Annotated in this window: 14 protein-coding genes and 1 other RNA gene; 13 read left to right on the plus strand and 2 right to left on the minus strand. The window is 38.7% G+C overall.

Annotated features, from left to right (window positions below; all coding sequences use genetic code 11):
- The first annotated feature begins 12 nt into the window (after positions 1-12).
- Genes nth through alr form a run of 4 tightly spaced genes read left to right on the plus strand, consistent with a single transcriptional unit; the run spans position 13 to position 4,070 of the window.
- Positions 13-621: an endonuclease III gene (gene nth / locus GVV20_RS04610; protein ID WP_432276247.1), complete on the plus strand. Its 609-nt coding sequence runs from the start codon at positions 13-15 to the stop codon at positions 619-621.
- Entirely contained in the window at positions 618-1,934 is a 1,317-nt protein-coding gene (locus GVV20_RS04615) for a UDP-N-acetylmuramoyl-tripeptide--D-alanyl-D-alanine ligase (RefSeq protein WP_159740690.1), read from the plus strand. The genes nth and GVV20_RS04615 overlap by 4 nt, the downstream gene beginning before the upstream one ends.
- A 1-nt stretch (position 1,935) precedes the next feature.
- The gene (locus GVV20_RS04620) at positions 1,936-2,949 is read left to right on the plus strand and encodes a D-alanine--D-alanine ligase family protein (RefSeq protein ID WP_159740691.1); all 1,014 of its coding nucleotides are present in this window, start codon (positions 1,936-1,938) and stop codon (positions 2,947-2,949) included.
- Entirely contained in the window at positions 2,946-4,070 is a 1,125-nt protein-coding gene (gene alr, locus GVV20_RS04625; RefSeq protein ID WP_159740692.1) for an alanine racemase, read from the plus strand. Before GVV20_RS04620 ends, alr begins: the two co-directional genes overlap by 4 nt.
- Positions 4,071-4,162: 92 nt before the next feature.
- On the opposite strand, the gene GVV20_RS04630 is transcribed toward alr, so the two are convergent.
- Both GVV20_RS04630 and recU read right to left on the minus strand, forming a co-directional pair.
- Entirely contained in the window at positions 4,163-7,237 is a 3,075-nt protein-coding gene (locus tag GVV20_RS04630; RefSeq protein ID WP_159740693.1) for a transglycosylase domain-containing protein, read from the minus strand.
- Positions 7,230-7,817: a Holliday junction resolvase RecU gene (recU, locus tag GVV20_RS04635; protein WP_159740694.1), complete on the minus strand. Its 588-nt coding sequence runs from the start codon at positions 7,815-7,817 to the stop codon at positions 7,230-7,232. The genes GVV20_RS04630 and recU overlap by 8 nt, the downstream gene beginning before the upstream one ends.
- A 211-nt stretch (positions 7,818-8,028) precedes the next feature.
- Here recU and GVV20_RS04640 point away from each other — a divergent pair, with 211 nt between their 5' ends.
- The 9 genes from GVV20_RS04640 to GVV20_RS04680 all read left to right on the plus strand — a co-directional run bounded on the left by GVV20_RS04640 (position 8,029) and on the right by GVV20_RS04680 (position 16,852).
- Positions 8,029-8,349, plus strand: coding sequence for a DivIVA domain-containing protein (locus tag GVV20_RS04640; RefSeq protein WP_159740695.1), 321 nt, complete (start codon positions 8,029-8,031; stop codon positions 8,347-8,349).
- Positions 8,350-8,366: 17 nt separating this feature from the next.
- Positions 8,367-8,704, plus strand: an RNA gene (gene rnpB, locus GVV20_RS04645) — RNase P RNA component class B.
- A 130-nt stretch (positions 8,705-8,834) separates the two neighbouring features.
- Positions 8,835-9,752, plus strand: a complete 918-nt coding sequence (locus GVV20_RS04650; RefSeq protein WP_159740696.1) for a helix-turn-helix domain-containing protein — start codon at positions 8,835-8,837, stop codon at positions 9,750-9,752.
- Positions 9,749-10,342 carry a CDP-diacylglycerol--glycerol-3-phosphate 3-phosphatidyltransferase gene (gene pgsA / locus GVV20_RS04655; protein WP_159639011.1) on the plus strand — a complete coding sequence of 198 codons (594 nt, stop codon included), beginning with the start codon at positions 9,749-9,751 and terminating at the stop codon, positions 10,340-10,342. Before GVV20_RS04650 ends, pgsA begins: the two co-directional genes overlap by 4 nt.
- A 43-nt stretch (positions 10,343-10,385) precedes the next feature.
- Positions 10,386-11,405 carry a recombinase RecA gene (gene recA / locus GVV20_RS04660; RefSeq protein ID WP_159812651.1) on the plus strand — a complete coding sequence of 340 codons (1,020 nt, stop codon included), beginning with the start codon at positions 10,386-10,388 and terminating at the stop codon, positions 11,403-11,405.
- A gap of 269 nt (positions 11,406-11,674) precedes the next feature.
- Positions 11,675-13,231 carry a ribonuclease Y gene (rny, locus tag GVV20_RS04665; RefSeq protein ID WP_159639015.1) on the plus strand — a complete coding sequence of 519 codons (1,557 nt, stop codon included), beginning with the start codon at positions 11,675-11,677 and terminating at the stop codon, positions 13,229-13,231.
- Positions 13,231-13,995 (plus strand): TIGR00282 family metallophosphoesterase, encoded by a 765-nt coding sequence (locus GVV20_RS04670; RefSeq protein ID WP_159741487.1) that lies wholly within the window; start codon positions 13,231-13,233, stop codon positions 13,993-13,995. Before rny ends, GVV20_RS04670 begins: the two co-directional genes overlap by 1 nt.
- Positions 13,996-14,067: 72 nt before the next feature.
- Positions 14,068-15,066, plus strand: a complete 999-nt coding sequence (locus GVV20_RS04675) for a S66 family peptidase (protein WP_159741486.1) — start codon at positions 14,068-14,070, stop codon at positions 15,064-15,066.
- Between the two features lie 127 nt (positions 15,067-15,193).
- Positions 15,194-16,852, plus strand: a complete 1,659-nt coding sequence (locus GVV20_RS04680) for a ribonuclease J (RefSeq protein WP_159741485.1) — start codon at positions 15,194-15,196, stop codon at positions 16,850-16,852.
- Positions 16,853-16,862 lie beyond the last annotated feature (10 nt).

Below are 16,862 nucleotides of genomic sequence, written 5' to 3' on the forward strand. Positions count from 1 at the left end.
ATGGATGTAAATATGATACTGGACATTCTTGAGGCGGAATTTCCCGAAGAGCACGGAGAACTGGATTATAAGAATCCATTTGAACTGTTGATTGCTGTAGCTTTATCGGCGCAAACAACCGATGCTGCCGTAAATAAAGTAACGCCGGGCCTGTTCGAAAGGTATCCAACCCCACAAGCACTCGCAAAAGCAAATCCAGAGGATGTGGAAGCATTAATATCCAAAATTGGGTTGTATCGAAATAAAACCAAATTTATTATTGCGTGTTCCCAAATGCTTGTGGAAGACTTTAATGGCGAAGTGCCACAAAATCGTAAAGCGTTAATGAAACTTCCGGGCGTTGGACGTAAAACGGCAAACGTTGTTTTATCGGAAGGGTTTGGATTGCCAGCCATTGCAGTTGATACACATATCGAAAGAGTTGCCAAACGATTGAAACTTGCGAAACCGGATGATTCGGTTCTAAAAGTCGAAGAAAAACTGATGCGTAAGATTCCACGTGAACGATGGGCACGAGCACATTTACTATTACTACTCTTCGGAAGGTATTACTCAACGGCACGCAATCAACAAGATGCATTTGAGATTCTTGAGGCGTTAAAGGAGAAACATAACTTATGAAACAATTAAATCTGAACACAATTGGTCAATGGTCAAGTGGCATCGTTGATGGAAACGGAGCGGTCGACGGGATTAACGTAGATACACGTTTTGTTAAAGAAGGAGACTTATTTGTCTGTTTACGAGGCGAACGCGTTGATGGCCATACATTTGCACAGACCGCAATTGATAATGGTGCAACTGCATTGCTTGTTGACCATAAATTAGAAACGCTCGATGTTCCGCAAATTATTGTTGAGGATACGCTTGTTGCACTTCAAAAAATTGCAAAGGGATATCGCAATACATTGAGTGCATACTTCATTGGAATTACAGGAAGTAATGGAAAAACATCGACAAAAGATATTCTTTTCAGTATCCTTGCACCACTCGGAAAAACAATAGCAACTTACAAGAACCAAAATACAGAGATAGGAACTTATCTCAATCTCTTCCGTATGGATGAAGACACACAATATGGTATTTTTGAAATGGGACTGGACTTTCCTAATGATGTAGCGGTGATGACAGAAATTGTGAGGCCACATGCCGCAATGGTTACAAGTTTAGCACCGACACATATTGTAAATTTTGAAGACATTCATCATATTGCCCGTGAAAAATTTGTGATCTTCAACCATGTTCAAAACAAAGATATGGCGTTCTATCAAGGAGATTTTCAAGAGTACCGCCAACTAGATCAGGGATTCCATACATTTGGTTACAATGCTGATAATGAATATATTGTAGATAACGTCAATGCTGATTCAACAGGAATTTCTTTTACAGTAAATCAAGAGGCGTATACTTGCAATCTGCTAGGTGGACATCAAGCAAGTAACTGTGCTGGTGTGATTGCTATGTTAAGCAAAATTGGAATTAGCAAAGAAGCAATCCAATATGGATTAAATAATGTCGCATTAACGTCACTACGAACTGAACTTGTGAACCATGCAGCATCATTGGTGCTTTTGGATGCGTACAAGTCAAATCCAATCAGTGCAATCTATGCGCTAGAACTCCTTAACAATTATGCGTATTCGGGTGATCGAATCGCTGTTTTAAGTGATATGGTAGAACTGGGTGACGATAGTATCAAGTATCATGAAGAAGTGCTTGAGTACATTAATACGCTTAATCTACAACACGTATTCTTATTGGGACCTGATTTCAAATCAGCACTAACCAATGTACCACTGAATACACCGTACACGACATTTGAAACATTTGAAACTCTTTATAATGCAGTTGCACCGCAATTCGATAAAGAACAAATGATTCTAATCAAAGGATCACGATTCTATGCGCTAGAACGCTTAATGAAAGAGGCATAATATGAAAAAACAAGTAGCAGTAATTTTTGGATCACCCAATGCAGAACATGATATTTCTGTTGCATCTGCAGCATCAGCAATCGAGCATTTCCCTCATGATTTGTATGATTTAATTCCAGTTTTTATTAGTAAAGAAGGTCGTTGGTTTACAGGTGATTACTCATTAGAAATGCTTCAGGCGAATAAACTTGAAGGGCATCATGAGTTACTCTTACAATTCAACCCAGAACGTCCAGGTTTCGTTTTTAAAGAGACAAATGCAGTATTACCAATTGATGCAGCATTCCTTATGCTTCATGGACGAATGGGTGAAGGTGGAGAAATTCAAGGATTGTTGAATATTGCAAGAATTCCATATGCAGGATGTGAGGTGTTGTCATCAGCATTATGCATGGATAAAGCTTATACCCATATGATTGCTGAATTGAATGATATTCCCATGGCAGATTACCGTTTACTTCTCAAAGGAGAGGCCTATGATATTACAGACATTGAGTATCCTGTTATCGTAAAACCAAGCCGTGAAGGATCGTCTTTTGGTGTGACATTAGCTAAAGATGAAGCTGCACTACATGCAGCATTGGAATTTGCATTTAGCTTTGATTCACGTGTGCTCATTGAAGAATACATTAAGGGTACAGAATGTGGTATGGGAATTTTAAAAACGAAAAAAGACTATATTGTGAGCGATGTAGATCAGGTTAATGTTGCTGGAGAGGTATTTGATTTTCAAGAAAAATATCATCCTCATGCAACTGAAACGTTACCAGTATCAACATTCCCAGAGTCGGTACGCAAACAAATTCAGGCGTATGGCGAAAGAGTGTTCGAATTATTAGATTGTAAAACATTTGCGCGTATTGATTTCTTTGTGACAGATGATCATAAGATTTTCTTCAATGAAATTAATACAATACCTGGATTTACGGCGAATTCACGTTATCCGAAAATGATGGACCGTCAAGGTGTGAACTATACATCGTTAATTGCTAAAATGGTGGAAGACGTTTTATGATTGAAAGCGTAACAGTTTATGTCGATGAAGCGGCAGTTGTGCACAATACCAAGCTTTTACGTAAAACATTGAATCCGAATACAAAGATAATTTCTGTAATTAAAGCTAACGGATACGGCCTTGGAATGGTGCAGTTAGCGTTGTTAAGTGAAAAGATGAATATTGATATCCTTGCGGTTTTAGACGTCGCACAAGCGATTGAATTGCGTGAGGGTGGCGTAACGGCACCAATTCTCTTAATGGGTGCGACATTGGTTTCGAATTTTGAACTACTAATCAAGTATGATCTCATACAAGTACTCATTGACTATGATTATGCCCAGAAGTTAAGTGACTTTGGTTTGGAGCATGATGAAGTTGTAAAAACACATCTCAAAGTGAATACAGGATTGAATCGACTCGGGATGCGTGATTACGAAGAAATTGAAGCAACTTACAATTTACCTGGAATAGAAGTCCAAGGAATCTACAGTCATTTCGTAGAAGCGCAAGCATACGAAGTTGATGCAGTTGAGTTTTCAAAAGCACAGATTCGTGAATTCAAAAGTGTTCTTCAACGACTTGTAGAGCAGGGAATTAATCCCGGATTAACTCATATGCAAAATAGCCCATCAGTACTTCACTTTGGAGATTTAGGGTTTGATGCAGTTCGATGCGGAATGGTAATGTTTGGATTATTCCATCCATCTCAAAAAGCCTATGCGGATCAAGAAGGATATAAAGATGTCGTCCGTCTTGAAAGTCGCATAGCAATGATTCGTAATATTCGTAAAGGTGAGTTTGTTGGTTACGGCCGCTCATTTTACGCTGATCGTGATATCCGCCTTGCAACAATTTCTGCTGGATACTGTGATGGCGTTATGAAACAATTATCGTTAAATGGTGGTGGCGTGTACATCAATGGGACATGGTGCCCAATCTTAGGTGATATTGCGATGTCACAATTTATGGTTGATGTTACACATGTTGCTTGTGAACCAGAAGATGTAGTCATGATTTTTGGTGGACCACAGCAAACAATCTACGACTATATAGCGATTACGGGACAATCAATTAATGAACTGGTGAGTCATCTTCGCTATAACATTCCGCGAGTTTATGAAAATAAAATATTTGAATAAAGAGTATGATTCATACTCTTTATTTTTTTTTTTTTTTTTTCGATGGGTCAATAAAAAAAGCACCAACGTACTATGTTGGTGCTTTCTGTTTGTTATTCGAGAACAAGTGTTACTGGGTTTTTTCCAACGACGGATGTTCGAATAGATTGTGTAGTTGTACCGTTGACGGTATAACCAATGATTCGTTTCTTGTCTTGACCGGATGCATTCACAATGTTCAAATATTGAGAATTTGGATCATTGAGTAATGTCTCTACGGTAATGCCAGACTCAAATTGATTATCGCTAACATCAACCTTTAAGGTCAATGCCGCAAGTTCTTTCGAAGTATACTGTTTACCTGCAACATTAGGTGAGACACTAATTACTTCACCATATGTCATATCGTTACGAACGACAAAGTTTGGTTGCAGTGTAACACCTTTTGGTTCAGCCCAACCGCGCATGATGCCATAAGACTGGCCAACAAAGTTGGGGAAGGCTTCGCTAGGAATTTGAGAAGCATCTACCGGCTTACAAATTTGATTTGACTTCCGTGATGTTGCTTTTTCAAATGTGTAGTATGAGCAAACTTCAAGTTGTTTTGTTCCTGGTGGAACAGAAGCAGCAACGGTGAAGGTATTTGATTCACTCATTTGCTCTGCAATAGGATTTCCGTCTGCACGGATTTCTGTTTTGTATCGGACTGCACCATAAATCCAGGATTCATCGAAGACACGTTTTCCAGTAACACTTCCTCCGTGAGGGTGAGGCATTACTAAGCTTGCATCTGCTTCTTTAAGTTTTGAAGCATCAGGGTAAGCTGTCATATCAATATTGAATGTAAATTGTTGCCCAATAGATGTTGCGGTAAATGTAGCATCTGAAAGTGGGCTTAGATCCTGAGGTTTTGCTTCAGCAAGTTTTGCAAAGTCTTTGAGGATGTACCCAGTTGAAATTAGGTCTTTATTCATATCAGGTAATGGTGATTGATATGGGAAAGGTCCTTTAATATGCGTAATCTGAGTTACATCAGAAGGCATTGAGACATCTGTTGGAACCCCGAAGGAATCTTCAAGTAAGGACAGAATGTAACTATTTAGTTTACCAGGTACGTTACGCTCTTGCTCTGAAGATGAGAAATAAGGCTGACTAATTTTTGCGCGATCAGCAGATGGGAAACCAACCCATGTTGAGATTGAAAAATCTCCGGTAGCGGTCATCATGAGGCGTGACTCTTGCGCCGCTTTAGGGTAACCAAGTTCTTCTGCCATGATAGGGTCGTATTGGTTTGTTCCTGTTTTACCGTAAACTGGATAGTTTCTACGTGTTACGTTTGTATAGTCTGTGCTTCCACTGTCGATAACATATTTCATGTTTCGGGTTGCCATGTATGCAGCTCCAGGTTGGATAACCTGAGTTGGAGTGTACTCTGGCACGTAAGGTGCACTACCATCTTCAAATTCGATACGAACGACAGTATGTGGTTTGATATATTTTCCATCATTGTAAAGCATTGCATTTGCAGCGGCCATTTCAGCAGGTGTTGCATAGAGAGGGTCATTACCCATCGCAACTCCCCAACCAAAGCCGTTATTTGTTTCATCAATCGTTAATCCGATATTTGTGAAATATTGACGGTATGCGTCGTAACCGATTTTTTCGGCGACGGTCATAAATGTTTTTACGGCCGGAACGTTTCGTGAATCGGAGATAGCACGGTCTAGTGTGATTTCACCTTCGTAGCGGTTGTCGTAGTTTGTAACAACAAATCCGCCACCGGTATCGTATGGATCATCGGTAATGATGTGATCTGTTGACCAACCTAAGTAGTTGTATGCTGGAGCATAACTGACAACGGGTTTCAAAGTAGAAGCAGGGCGAACACGAGCGTATTTAGTATTCGTTGCGCGGTTTGTGATTCGTTGACCGTTATAATCATAACCACCAACAGTTCCGACAATTTCTCCAGTTTTATTATTGACGACTGCGGATCCAACTTGGATACCAGAATCTTCATTGAATGTTAACTCATCAATTTCGCGAGCTTGAACGCGGTCAAGTCCAGCTTGGACATCAAGATCAAGTGCTGTATAGACCTTCATTGGCACTTTTCCAGGATCTTTTCCTGTTAATTCAATGACCTCTTCGACTACAGCGTCAGCGTAGGATTGATAAGGGTGTGCATTACCTTGTTGAGCTTTACGTTCGACCAGTAAGTCTTCGACACGGACAGCAGATGCGATAGCATGTTCCTCTTCACTAATATAACCATGTTGAAGCATTAAATCGAGAACTTGTTGTGTTCGTTCATTTGCTTTTTGAATGTTCATATATGGAGAATAAGCATAAGGAGCATTGATAACACCAGCCATCATTGCGGCTTCAACCGTGTTTAACTCACTTGCTGATTTTCCGAAATAGGCTTTGGAACTGTTTTCGATACCAACGGTATTATTTCCAACGCCAAAATCAATTTGGTTGAGATACAGTTCTAAGATAAGTTTTTTACTTAGGACACCACCACCATCAATTTTTTGTGAAAGATAGATTTCCTGAATTTTACGGCTGATTCCAGAGCTTCCGACATCAGGACCTTTGACCTCTTCACCATCGGAACCGTCAGACATAAATTCAGTTTGTTTAATTAACTGCATCGTAAAGGTTGATCCACCTTCTGAGAAGTCCAAACGTCCACTTGTAATAGTTTTCTTTAAGTTGTTAAGCGCTGCACGTGTGAAACGTGGAACATCAAACCCGTTGTGTGTAAAGAAACGGGAATCTTCAATTGCAATAAAGGCATCGATGACAGAATTGGAGAGGTCATCGTAACCGATGTTGTCTCGCAATTTATATCCTGTTTCGAAGAAGGATTGGTCATTGGATGCATAGAATGTTGAGCTCGAGGTTGGAATAAAATCCTCGTGAGCAAGTGGTGTTGTTTTACTAATCTGAATACCGGCATAAATACCGACAGTCGCAACACCAAGAACACCAAGTGATGTCAAAACGATTAATACCCAAGCGGTAATACGTTGTGCTTTAAGTTTACCTGCTACGGGTTCTTTTCTTTTTTTCTTTTTCATTGGACCTTTTGATTGTTTCTTTTTTGAATTATCAGCTGAAGGCGCTGTGTTTCCATCTGAAACACGTCGGAATTCAACTGTTTTCTCATTGTTATCACTCATAAGATACTCCTTTTTGGTAGACCTCTGCGATTACAGGAATGTAATTGCAAGGTATTTGGTAGGACGCGGCCACACTATGACCGTGTTGTTTTATCCATTTATATGGAATAGAACGTTGTGTTGTATCCTTTATAAATGGCAGTAAGTCTTTGGCAAAGATTAGGTAAGTTTCGTCATACTCGCTAAAACGTATAATTAAGAAGGCAATTGCACCTTGGCGATGAACTGCAGTCAAATGGTCAATTTGATGCTGATGCAACGCTGCAAGTGGAAAGACAGTTTTGTTCCGTGTTTCTTTCGCCTCGAAATCTAAAGCATAGCTGTTCCAAACCCCTTGGTAATCGGTGGTAGATGCTTGCCTGAAATAGGCTTCGGTTATTTTAGCTTTATTTCGCGAAGGGTAGTCAACATTCACAATCTGGATCGGAGTCGGTTTTTTATGGACTACCGCGATCTCTCGGATGAGATACTGTTCATTGGTTCTGTTGAGGTCTTCTTCTAAACTCATTCCACGCCGGCTTGTGACACCAGAAGTGGTAGTTCTTTGGTAGACTTTTTTGCTACCAGGATAATTTATCATAGAATCACCATAGTTATTATACTATAATGCCATATTTTTACATACTTTTGAAATGTGGGAAGTTACGTAAGGGCGAAGTACGCGTGCAAAATATGAAAGATTTGTGTATTTTCATGAAATTGCGGTAAAGAAATCTACGGTATACGAAATGCACGCAATCGTGCTTGAAGTCAAAGACCCTTTTTGAGATAATACTTATGAGGTGAATGCGATGACACAGAAACTAACACAAGATATGATTTTAAACAAAGAATTCCATGTCGATTTCAAAGGATACAGTGCGCTTGAAGTTGATCAATTTTTAGATGATGTTTTAAATGATTATGCAATGTTTGAAACACTTCTTAAAGAACAACACGAGCGTTTAGTGAAATATGAAGAATCATTAGCGCAGCAACGTAAGATGTTACTTGAGTATGAAGGCAAATCGCGCGCACAAGGCGACATAACTCCAAACCAATACAGTCACGTTGATGTTCTAAAAAGAATTTCAAAATTAGAGGCTGCAGTCTTCGAAAACCAAGATAAATAGTGTATAATACTCACGTACATGAAAGATAATCGCTGCATTCGTAAGAATGTAGAGGAAAGTCCATGCTCGCACAGTCTGCGATGACTGTAGTGTTTGTGTCTGATGAAACCATAAGTCAGAGCATAGAGGCATCTATGACGGCAGATCAATATCCTAAGGCCTTGGCTATGGATGGCGTCTTGAAAGTGCCACAGTGACGGAGTCTATTGTGAAAACAGTAGAGTGGAACGCGGTAAACCCCACAAGCGAGAAACCCAAAATTGGTAGGGGAACTCTAACATACAAATTGAAGTATCACGGAGACGTCTTCGGACGTAGATAAATGATTATCGTAACAGAACATGGCTTAATGATTGTATATGCATTAAAGGAGCGTAAGCTCCTTTTTTTTATCCATATGAACGCATTGTAAAAGTTGGTTTAGATTGTTATAATCGGTATGTATGAAAACAAATAAGTAAAAATATAAGGAAGGTGGGTTAAAGTTGGAAAGAATCGGATCCATTTTAAAAGAAAAACGAATTGAAAAAGGATTGTCACTTGAAGATATGAGTAAAACGACAAAACTTTCGACAATTCAATTGGAAGCGATTGAAGAGGGAAACATTCAGTTTTTTAAAGAAGACCTCTCATACCTCAGCTATTTTGTTCGTTATTATGCAAATGCCTTAGGGGTTAGCTATGATGAACTGCGTGGTGAATTGGATGATACCATTCATGCGTATACAGATTCCATAACGGTATCACAAATACAAAAACAAGATGAAATTACAACAAATATAAGAAATAAAGTGAATCCGAATGCAAACGTCAAAGTGCACCGGGCTAAAAAATCACGCCGTTTTGATTTTGGTACAGTCGGTCTCGTCGTGCTTGGAGTTGCAATTGTTACCTTATTTGGTTATTTAGCAATTACATATGTTGTACCGATGTTCGGAAGTGCCGATCCCATCGAGAAACCTGTAATTACTGTTCCTAAAGTCGAAGAGGAAGAGAAACCAGCAGAAGGCAGTGGAAATACTGGAACTGAAACGACTCCAGAAACCAAGCCAAATACAACGGTTACTGTCAATCGTACATCCCCAACAGAATATACAATTGCGGGTTGGGAGCAAGGGAAAGATGTCACCCTTGATTTCACATTCAACGCGACTTCTTGGATGCAGTTTGAAGAAGATGGCAAGATTATGACAAGCCCAGCAAGTGGTACATACCCACAAGGTCAGACGGCTAAAGTTACCGTTAAACCAAGTAAGAACAAAAAAATTGAAGTCCAATACGGAGCATTCAAAGGAAATACAATCAAGGTTAATGGCGTAGATTTGGAAATTGATCCAAGCATCGCGCCTGCAGATGTCGTGTTGTTAACCTTTACGTTTATTGAAGGAGCAACGCAATCATGAATTTAGCAAATAAATTGACTGTTTTTAGAATTATTTTAATACCGATTATTTTACTGATCGAACTTTTCCCATATAGCCAATTCGGAATTAGTATTCCATACTATACAATTGATCACGTTTCAATTTCACTTAAAAGTATCATTGTCCTCATTGTCTTTATTGTAGCGTCACTTACAGATTTTGTAGATGGTTATTTGGCGCGAAGCCGTAACATGGTGACAACATTTGGAAAATTCTTAGATCCAATTGCAGACAAGTTATTGGTGAATACATTGTTCATTCTATTTGCATACCAAGGAGTTGTTCCTGTTGTTGCAGTTATTGTAATGATTTGGCGCGATACTATAGTGGATGCAGTTCGGATGTTATTATCTCAAAAAGGTATGGTAATGGCGGCTGGGTATCTTGGTAAAGTAAAAACTGTAGCTCAGATGCTTGCTATTATTTTTGTTTTACTAAATAACTTACCGTTTGAATTGTTTGGAGTACCGTTTTCATCCATACTTGTATGGTTTGCAACAATCATGTCACTACTCAGTGGTGCATCATACGTAATTCAAGCACGTTCATATTTAACAGAATCAATGTAGGATTTCAAAGTAAACTCGTGTATTTAAACTAGAGGAGATCACCATGGAAAATGATAAAAGAGATAAGATTTTAGACGAAACACTGAAACAAATTGAAAAACAATTTGGTAAAGGATCCATCATGAAACTCGGCGAACGTAGTGCCGTTGATATTGATGCAATCAGTTCGGGTTCATTAGCATTAGATGCTGCACTCGGAATTGGTGGTTATCCGAAAGGCCGTATTATTGAAATTTATGGTCCTGAATCAAGTGGTAAGACAACGTTGGCACTTCATGCAATTGCTGAAGTTCAAAAGACCGGTGGAAAAGCCGCATTTATTGATGCTGAGAATGCCATCGATCCTGTTTATGCACAAAATTTAGGCGTAAATATTGACGAGTTAATTCTATCTCAACCGGATTCGGGTGAGCAGGGGTTAGAAATCGTGGATGTATTAGTACGTAGTGGTGCCGTTGATCTTATTGTTGTGGATAGTGTTGCTGCTCTAGTTCCTCAAGCTGAGCTTGATGGTGAAATGTCAGATGCACATGTTGGTTTACAAGCTCGGATGATGTCAAAAGCGATGCGTAAGCTTGCGGGTGGTATGAACCGCGGAAACTGTACAGCGATTTTCATTAACCAATTACGTGAAAAAGTGGGTGTTATGTTTGGAAGTCCCGAAACAACACCAGGTGGTCGGGCGCTTAAGTTCTACTCATCGGTTCGCTTAGATATTCGTCGTTCTGAACAAATTAAGCAAGGTACAGATATTGTTGGGAATAAAGCTAACATTAAAGTTGTAAAAAACAAGGTTGCACCGCCATTTAAGGCTGTACAAGTTGAAATCATTTATGGTAAAGGTATTAGTTATACTGGAGAAGTTATTGATTTAGGTGTTGAACACAACATTATCAACAAAAGCGGCTCATGGTATTCTTATAATGACCAAAAAATTGGACAAGGTCGTGAAGCAGTCCGTACATACCTTGATGATAATCCAGAAATTAAAAAAGAGGTTGGAGCCTTGGTGCGCGATAAAGTATTACCGCCAAAAGAACAATCAATTGAAAAAGAGTCATAGACTCTTTTTTTTGTTTGTTTCATTGCAAGCAAGATTACTGATAGCGTACCCTTGGAAACATTATTTTTGGCTCTACGAGTGAATTACTATAAAACTTATAAAGTAGAAAATGATACGGTTTTCATTGTGGTGAAGATGGAAACTGTGAAAGACGAGCCAATTCAGTATGGGTGGTTTGATTTCTAGTTGTGAAACGCTCCAAAATAAAGTATTATATATATGTTAGTTATCTAACAATTTAATTATTTTAAAGAAGGTAGGGGCAAATAATGGACAATGTAACATTATTCTCCATCATTACCGGTTTGATTGTATTTGTTGTTATGGGGATTGCGATGGTCGTCATCAACAAATTAGGAATTAGTCGCTCTAAAAAAGAAGCGAATTCAATTATCAATGACGCAAAAGAAAGAGCAGAAACATTAACTCGTCAAGCACATTTAGAAGCGAAGACGAATGCCTATGAAGTTAAATTAAATGCTGAACGAGAAGCGCAAAAATTACGACAAGAATTACAAGAATTTGAAAGTCGTCTCGAACGTCGTGACGAAAATTTAAATATGCGCGACAAGAATATTGTCACTCGTGATAATGAGCTACTTGATATGAAACGCGATTTAGAATCTAAATCTGCCAAATTGGACAAGATGGAAGAAGCATTAAATGAACGTACGGAAGTACAACTTAGAGAGCTTGAGCGCGTCGCATCGATGCCTGCTTCAGAAGCTAAAACAGAATTATTTGAAATTGTAGAAAAACAAATGGAACATGAAGTATTGTCATATATCCGTGATCAAGAAGAGGAAGCTCGTTCACGAGCTGATGACATCGCACGTAATATTATATCTCTTGCTATTTCACGCTATGCACAAGAAGAAACAACCCAACGTACTTCTACAACAATTACATTACCAAACGAAGAAATGAAAGGCCGTATTATAGGTCGTGAAGGTCGAAATATTCGTGCCTTTGAAAACGCTACAGGTGTTGATTTACTGATTGATGATACACCAGAAGTTATTACACTATCATGTTTTGATCCAATTCGCCGTGAAGTTGCGCGAATGGCTCTTGAAACACTTCTCAGTGATGGTCGTATTCAACCAGGCCGCATTGAAGAAGCGGTTGATAAAGCACGTAAAGAACTGAATACAATTATTTCAAAAACAGGTCAAGATACACTCTTTGAACTTGGTATTAGTAAAATGGATAAAGAAATTGTGAATGTCTTAGGACGTCTCAAATACCGTTATTCATACGGTCAAAATGCACTTGCACATAGTATTGAGGTTGCTAATTTAGCCGGCATGATGGCGGCGGAGTTAGGACTTAACCAAAAACTTGCGAAGCGTGCTGGTTTACTCCATGACATCGGGAAAGGTCTCGATTTTGAAATGGAAGGATCCCACGTTGAGCTTGGTGTAAGACTTGCGAAGAAATATAACGAACACCCAATCGTTGTGAATGCAATTGCATCTCACCACGGTGATGTCGATGCAACGAGCGCAATCTCTGTTCTTGTAGCAGCCGCTGACACATTAAGTGCAGCACGACCAGGAGCACGATTCGAATCATTTGAAAGTTATATTCAACGACTCGAAGATCTTGAAGCAATTGCTTCAACGCATGAAGGTGTTCAACGTTCATTCGCAATTCAAGCAGGTCGTGAACTTCGTGTACTAGTAGTACCAGAAGAAGTTGATGATCTTGGAACTGTTAAGATGGCACGCGAAATTCGTGAGTCAATCGAAGAAAATCTAACATACCCTGGACAAATTAAAGTAACGGTTATTCGCGAACTCCGTGCCTTGGAGCTTGCAAAATAATGCGTATCTTGTTTGTCGGAGATATTGTAGGAGCAAGTGGTCGACAAATTGTTGTTGACCACTTACCTATGTTAAAACAGCAATACAGTATTGATTTCACAATCGCGAATGGTGAAAACAGTGCACATGGTAAGGGGATTACAAAGAAAATTTATAATCAACTCATCAATGCAGGTATTGAGTGTATTACAATGGGAAATCATACGTTTGCGAAACGTGAAATTTTTGATGATTATGAGTCCTGTCCAGAACTGCTAGTTCCTGCGAATATAGATCCAGTTGATTTTGGAAACTACTACAAAGTATATACAGTAAAAGAAAAACGGATTTGTGTTATTAATCTCTATGGAGAAGCATTCATGAATCGTGTTGGTGGAAGTCCGTATCCTTTTATGGACGATGTTCTTGAAAACGTTAAAGCTGATTATTATTTTGTCGATTTTCATGCAGAGTCAACAAGTGAAAAAATGCTTTTTGCAAATGTATATAGTGAAGATATCAACGCTTGTGTTGGGACTCACACGCATGTTCAAACAGCCGATGAACGTTTGATTGGTCGTGTAGCTTATATAACAGACGTCGGTATGTGTGGTGCTCGTGATAGCATTATTGGTCGTGATGTTGAAGAACTCTACCACAATGTTATTCTGGGTGAAAAAACCCGTTATACTGTTGCAAGCGGCGATTCATTCTTGAATGCGGTTGTCATTGATATCGATGATATAACCATGGAATCAAAATCAATTCAACGCATTGCCATTTAAGCATCTTCGGATGCTTTTTATATTGGTGTTCGATGATAAATTACGTATAATAAGAAAAACGGAGGTATACTAATGCAATATAATCAACGATTTACACTAAATCCTGGCGACACCATTGGATTTTTCTCGCCATCTTCGCCAATCACAGCAACCGTTCCAACACGTTATGAAACTGCAAAACAGTATCTGCGTTCTAAGGGGTTTAAAATCAAAGAAGGTAAATTGACAGGAAAACAGGATTTCTACCGCTCTGGCACGATACAAGAGCGTGCTGCTGAATTTAATGCGCTTTTAAGAGATCCAGAAGTTCGCTGTATCATGTCGACGATTGGCGGTTTTAATTCTAACGCCATGCTTCCGTATATTGATTACGATGCCTTTCGTGCTGATCCGAAGATAATTATTGGGTATTCCGATGTAACGGCCGTTTTGTTTGCAATGTATACGCAAACGGGAATCCCTACATTTTACGGTCCGGCAGTCGTTCCTTCTTTTGGCGAGGTAGAGCCATTTAAGGGATTAACATATCATTATTTTGAACAAGTCTTGATGAATAGTGAGTTACCCATTGCGTTGGTTAAACCCGAAGTGTGGACCGAAGAGCGAAAGCCCTGGCATCTTCCTTATAATCAAAAAATAGAAAACAATAATTCATGGACGATTATTAATTCAGGGAATGCCCGTGGACGTCTTATAGCTGGGAATTTAAACACCATGCAAGGGATTTTCGGAACTCAATATATGCCAGAGATTAAACAGGGGGATATATTGTTGATTGAGGATTCCATGAAAGATGCCATGACCGTTGAACGTTCATTTGCGCTATTAAAAAACGCCGGTGTATTTGAGCGTATTGGTGGTTTAATGTACGGAAAGCATGAACTGTTTGATGATCAAGGAACTGGACGGAAGCCAATTGATATCCTTTGTGAAGTCATCGGAAACCTTCCCAATATTCCGGTGATTGATGGTGTTGACTGTAGTCATACACATCCCATGTTTACACTCCCTATTGGTGCTGTTGTAGAAATTGATACTGAAAAAGAAACTCTTGAAATCATATCTTATTAAGATAAAAAAAGTAAAATACCCGTTCGTGTCGGGTATTTTTTAATGAACTTAAGCCGTTAGTAGTGTATAATAGAAATAACGAATTCACACTTAATACATAAGAATGTTTAAAAAGGAGATTTTTTTTATGGACAAAATTAAATTCCTCGCACTAGGAGGACTTGACGAAGAAGGAAAAAACCTAAATATCGTTGAGATAAATGACGACATGTATATTGTCGACGCAGGATTGAAATATCCAAAAAGTGATCAATTAGGAGTTGAAGAAGTAATTCCTGATTTATCCTATATTAAAAAGAACAAGAACCGTGTTCGTGCTATTTTCATTACGCACGGTCATGACGATGTGGTAGGTGCATTACCATACTTACTAAAAGAAGTAAAAGCACCAGTATATACAACCCCTTTGGTTGCGAATATCATCGAAGACGATTTACGTGCGCGTAAAGTTAAAAACGTTAAAATTTTCAGAATTAAACGCGATAGCAAATTTAAAGTTGGAAGCCGTCAAATGATTTCATTTGGTGTTACCCATTCAATTCCAGATTCATTTGGATTAGCCATTGCTTCTGATCAAGGGTATATCGTGTTTGCAAGTGAATTCATTATTGACTTCAATATTCAAAATAAAGGATTTACGACTGAACTTGCAAATATATCAGATATTGGGAAAAAAGGTGTTTTCTTACTTGCTGCCGAATCAGGATATGCAAAACATGAAGGATTTACATCCCCACATCATCGTACTAGCCGACGTTTAGAACGTGTATTTGAAAATACCGATAACCGTATCATTGTAACGTTGTATGAACAAAATATTTTCCGTTTCATTGAAACAATTGAAATGGCTCAAAAATTTGGCCGTAAAGTGTTTATTTACGGTGATGCTCAAAGACGATTGATTACACATATTGAAAAACTAAATTACTATAAAATGCCAGAAAATATTGAAATTGATACTAAAGAATTCGACAATACTGACGAAAATGTTGTGATTATCGTGTCAGATGTCGGTCCAAATGTATTCCGTAAAATGGCGAAAATTGCGATGGGAGAAGATTTAAAAATTGAAATCCGTGATACAGATAGTGTCATCGTCGCATCACCAGAAATTCCTGGAACTGAACAAGAAGCAGGATTGATGATTAATGAACTCTATAAAGATGGCGTTCAAGTTACAACAATGAGTTACAAAGAAGTACTTGCAATGCATGCATCTGTTGAAGATATCAAAATGATGATTTCATTATTGAAACCGAAATATTTCGTACCTGTAAAAGGTGAGTATCAACATTTAGTTGCGAACGCAAGTATTGCGGTAGAAATGGGCATCAGCGCTGGAAATATTGTGATTCTTGATAATGGTCAAGTCGCTACTTTTGAAGAAGGTCGTTTAAAATCAACCAAAGAAGTAATCAAACTTGAAGATGTGCTTATTGATGGTAAAGACCATTTAGATACATCGGGCCTTGTTCTTCGCGATCGTCAAATTCTTGCGACCGATGGAACAATCATTGTAGGTGTAGTCATCAACAATAAAACAAAAGAAGTTCTTGGAGGTCCAGACATTCAATCACGCGGTGTTATCTACCTTAAAGATGCTGACAATGTTATGAGCGAAGTTGGAACTATTCTTGAAAATACCATTGCGAAATTTAAAGAAGAACGACGTTACACCAATGTCGATGCCCGTAACGAAGCACGTGATTTAATCGCAAAATATATCTTTAAACAAACTGGAAAACGACCAATGATTCTTCCAGTCATTATTGAAATTAACGTTTAAAAAGGGGGAC

Origin of the sequence: Erysipelothrix aquatica (genome assembly GCF_009828775.2) — a bacterium.
GTDB classification, from domain to species: Bacteria; Bacillota_I; Bacilli_A; order Erysipelotrichales; family Erysipelotrichaceae; genus Erysipelothrix; species Erysipelothrix aquatica.

Bases quoted from the DNA above. Each gene is read 5' to 3' on its own strand.
- nth (WP_432276247.1), top strand. From the start codon at position 13: ATGATACTGGACATTCTTGAGGCGGAATTTCCCGAAGAGCACGGAGAA.
- GVV20_RS04615 (WP_159740690.1), top strand. From the start codon at position 618: ATGAAACAATTAAATCTGAACACAATTGGTCAATGGTCAAGTGGCATC.
- GVV20_RS04620 (WP_159740691.1), top strand. From the start codon at position 1,936: ATGAAAAAACAAGTAGCAGTAATTTTTGGATCACCCAATGCAGAACAT.
- alr (WP_159740692.1), top strand. From the start codon at position 2,946: ATGATTGAAAGCGTAACAGTTTATGTCGATGAAGCGGCAGTTGTGCAC.
- GVV20_RS04630 (WP_159740693.1), bottom strand. From the start codon at position 7,237: ATGAGTGATAACAATGAGAAAACAGTTGAATTCCGACGTGTTTCAGAT.
- recU (WP_159740694.1), bottom strand. From the start codon at position 7,817: ATGATAAATTATCCTGGTAGCAAAAAAGTCTACCAAAGAACTACCACT.
- GVV20_RS04640 (WP_159740695.1), top strand. From the start codon at position 8,029: ATGACACAGAAACTAACACAAGATATGATTTTAAACAAAGAATTCCAT.
- pgsA (WP_159639011.1), top strand. From the start codon at position 9,749: ATGAATTTAGCAAATAAATTGACTGTTTTTAGAATTATTTTAATACCG.
- recA (WP_159812651.1), top strand. From the start codon at position 10,386: ATGGAAAATGATAAAAGAGATAAGATTTTAGACGAAACACTGAAACAA.
- rny (WP_159639015.1), top strand. From the start codon at position 11,675: ATGGACAATGTAACATTATTCTCCATCATTACCGGTTTGATTGTATTT.
- GVV20_RS04670 (WP_159741487.1), top strand. From the start codon at position 13,231: ATGCGTATCTTGTTTGTCGGAGATATTGTAGGAGCAAGTGGTCGACAA.
- GVV20_RS04675 (WP_159741486.1), top strand. From the start codon at position 14,068: ATGCAATATAATCAACGATTTACACTAAATCCTGGCGACACCATTGGA.
- GVV20_RS04680 (WP_159741485.1), top strand. From the start codon at position 15,194: ATGGACAAAATTAAATTCCTCGCACTAGGAGGACTTGACGAAGAAGGA.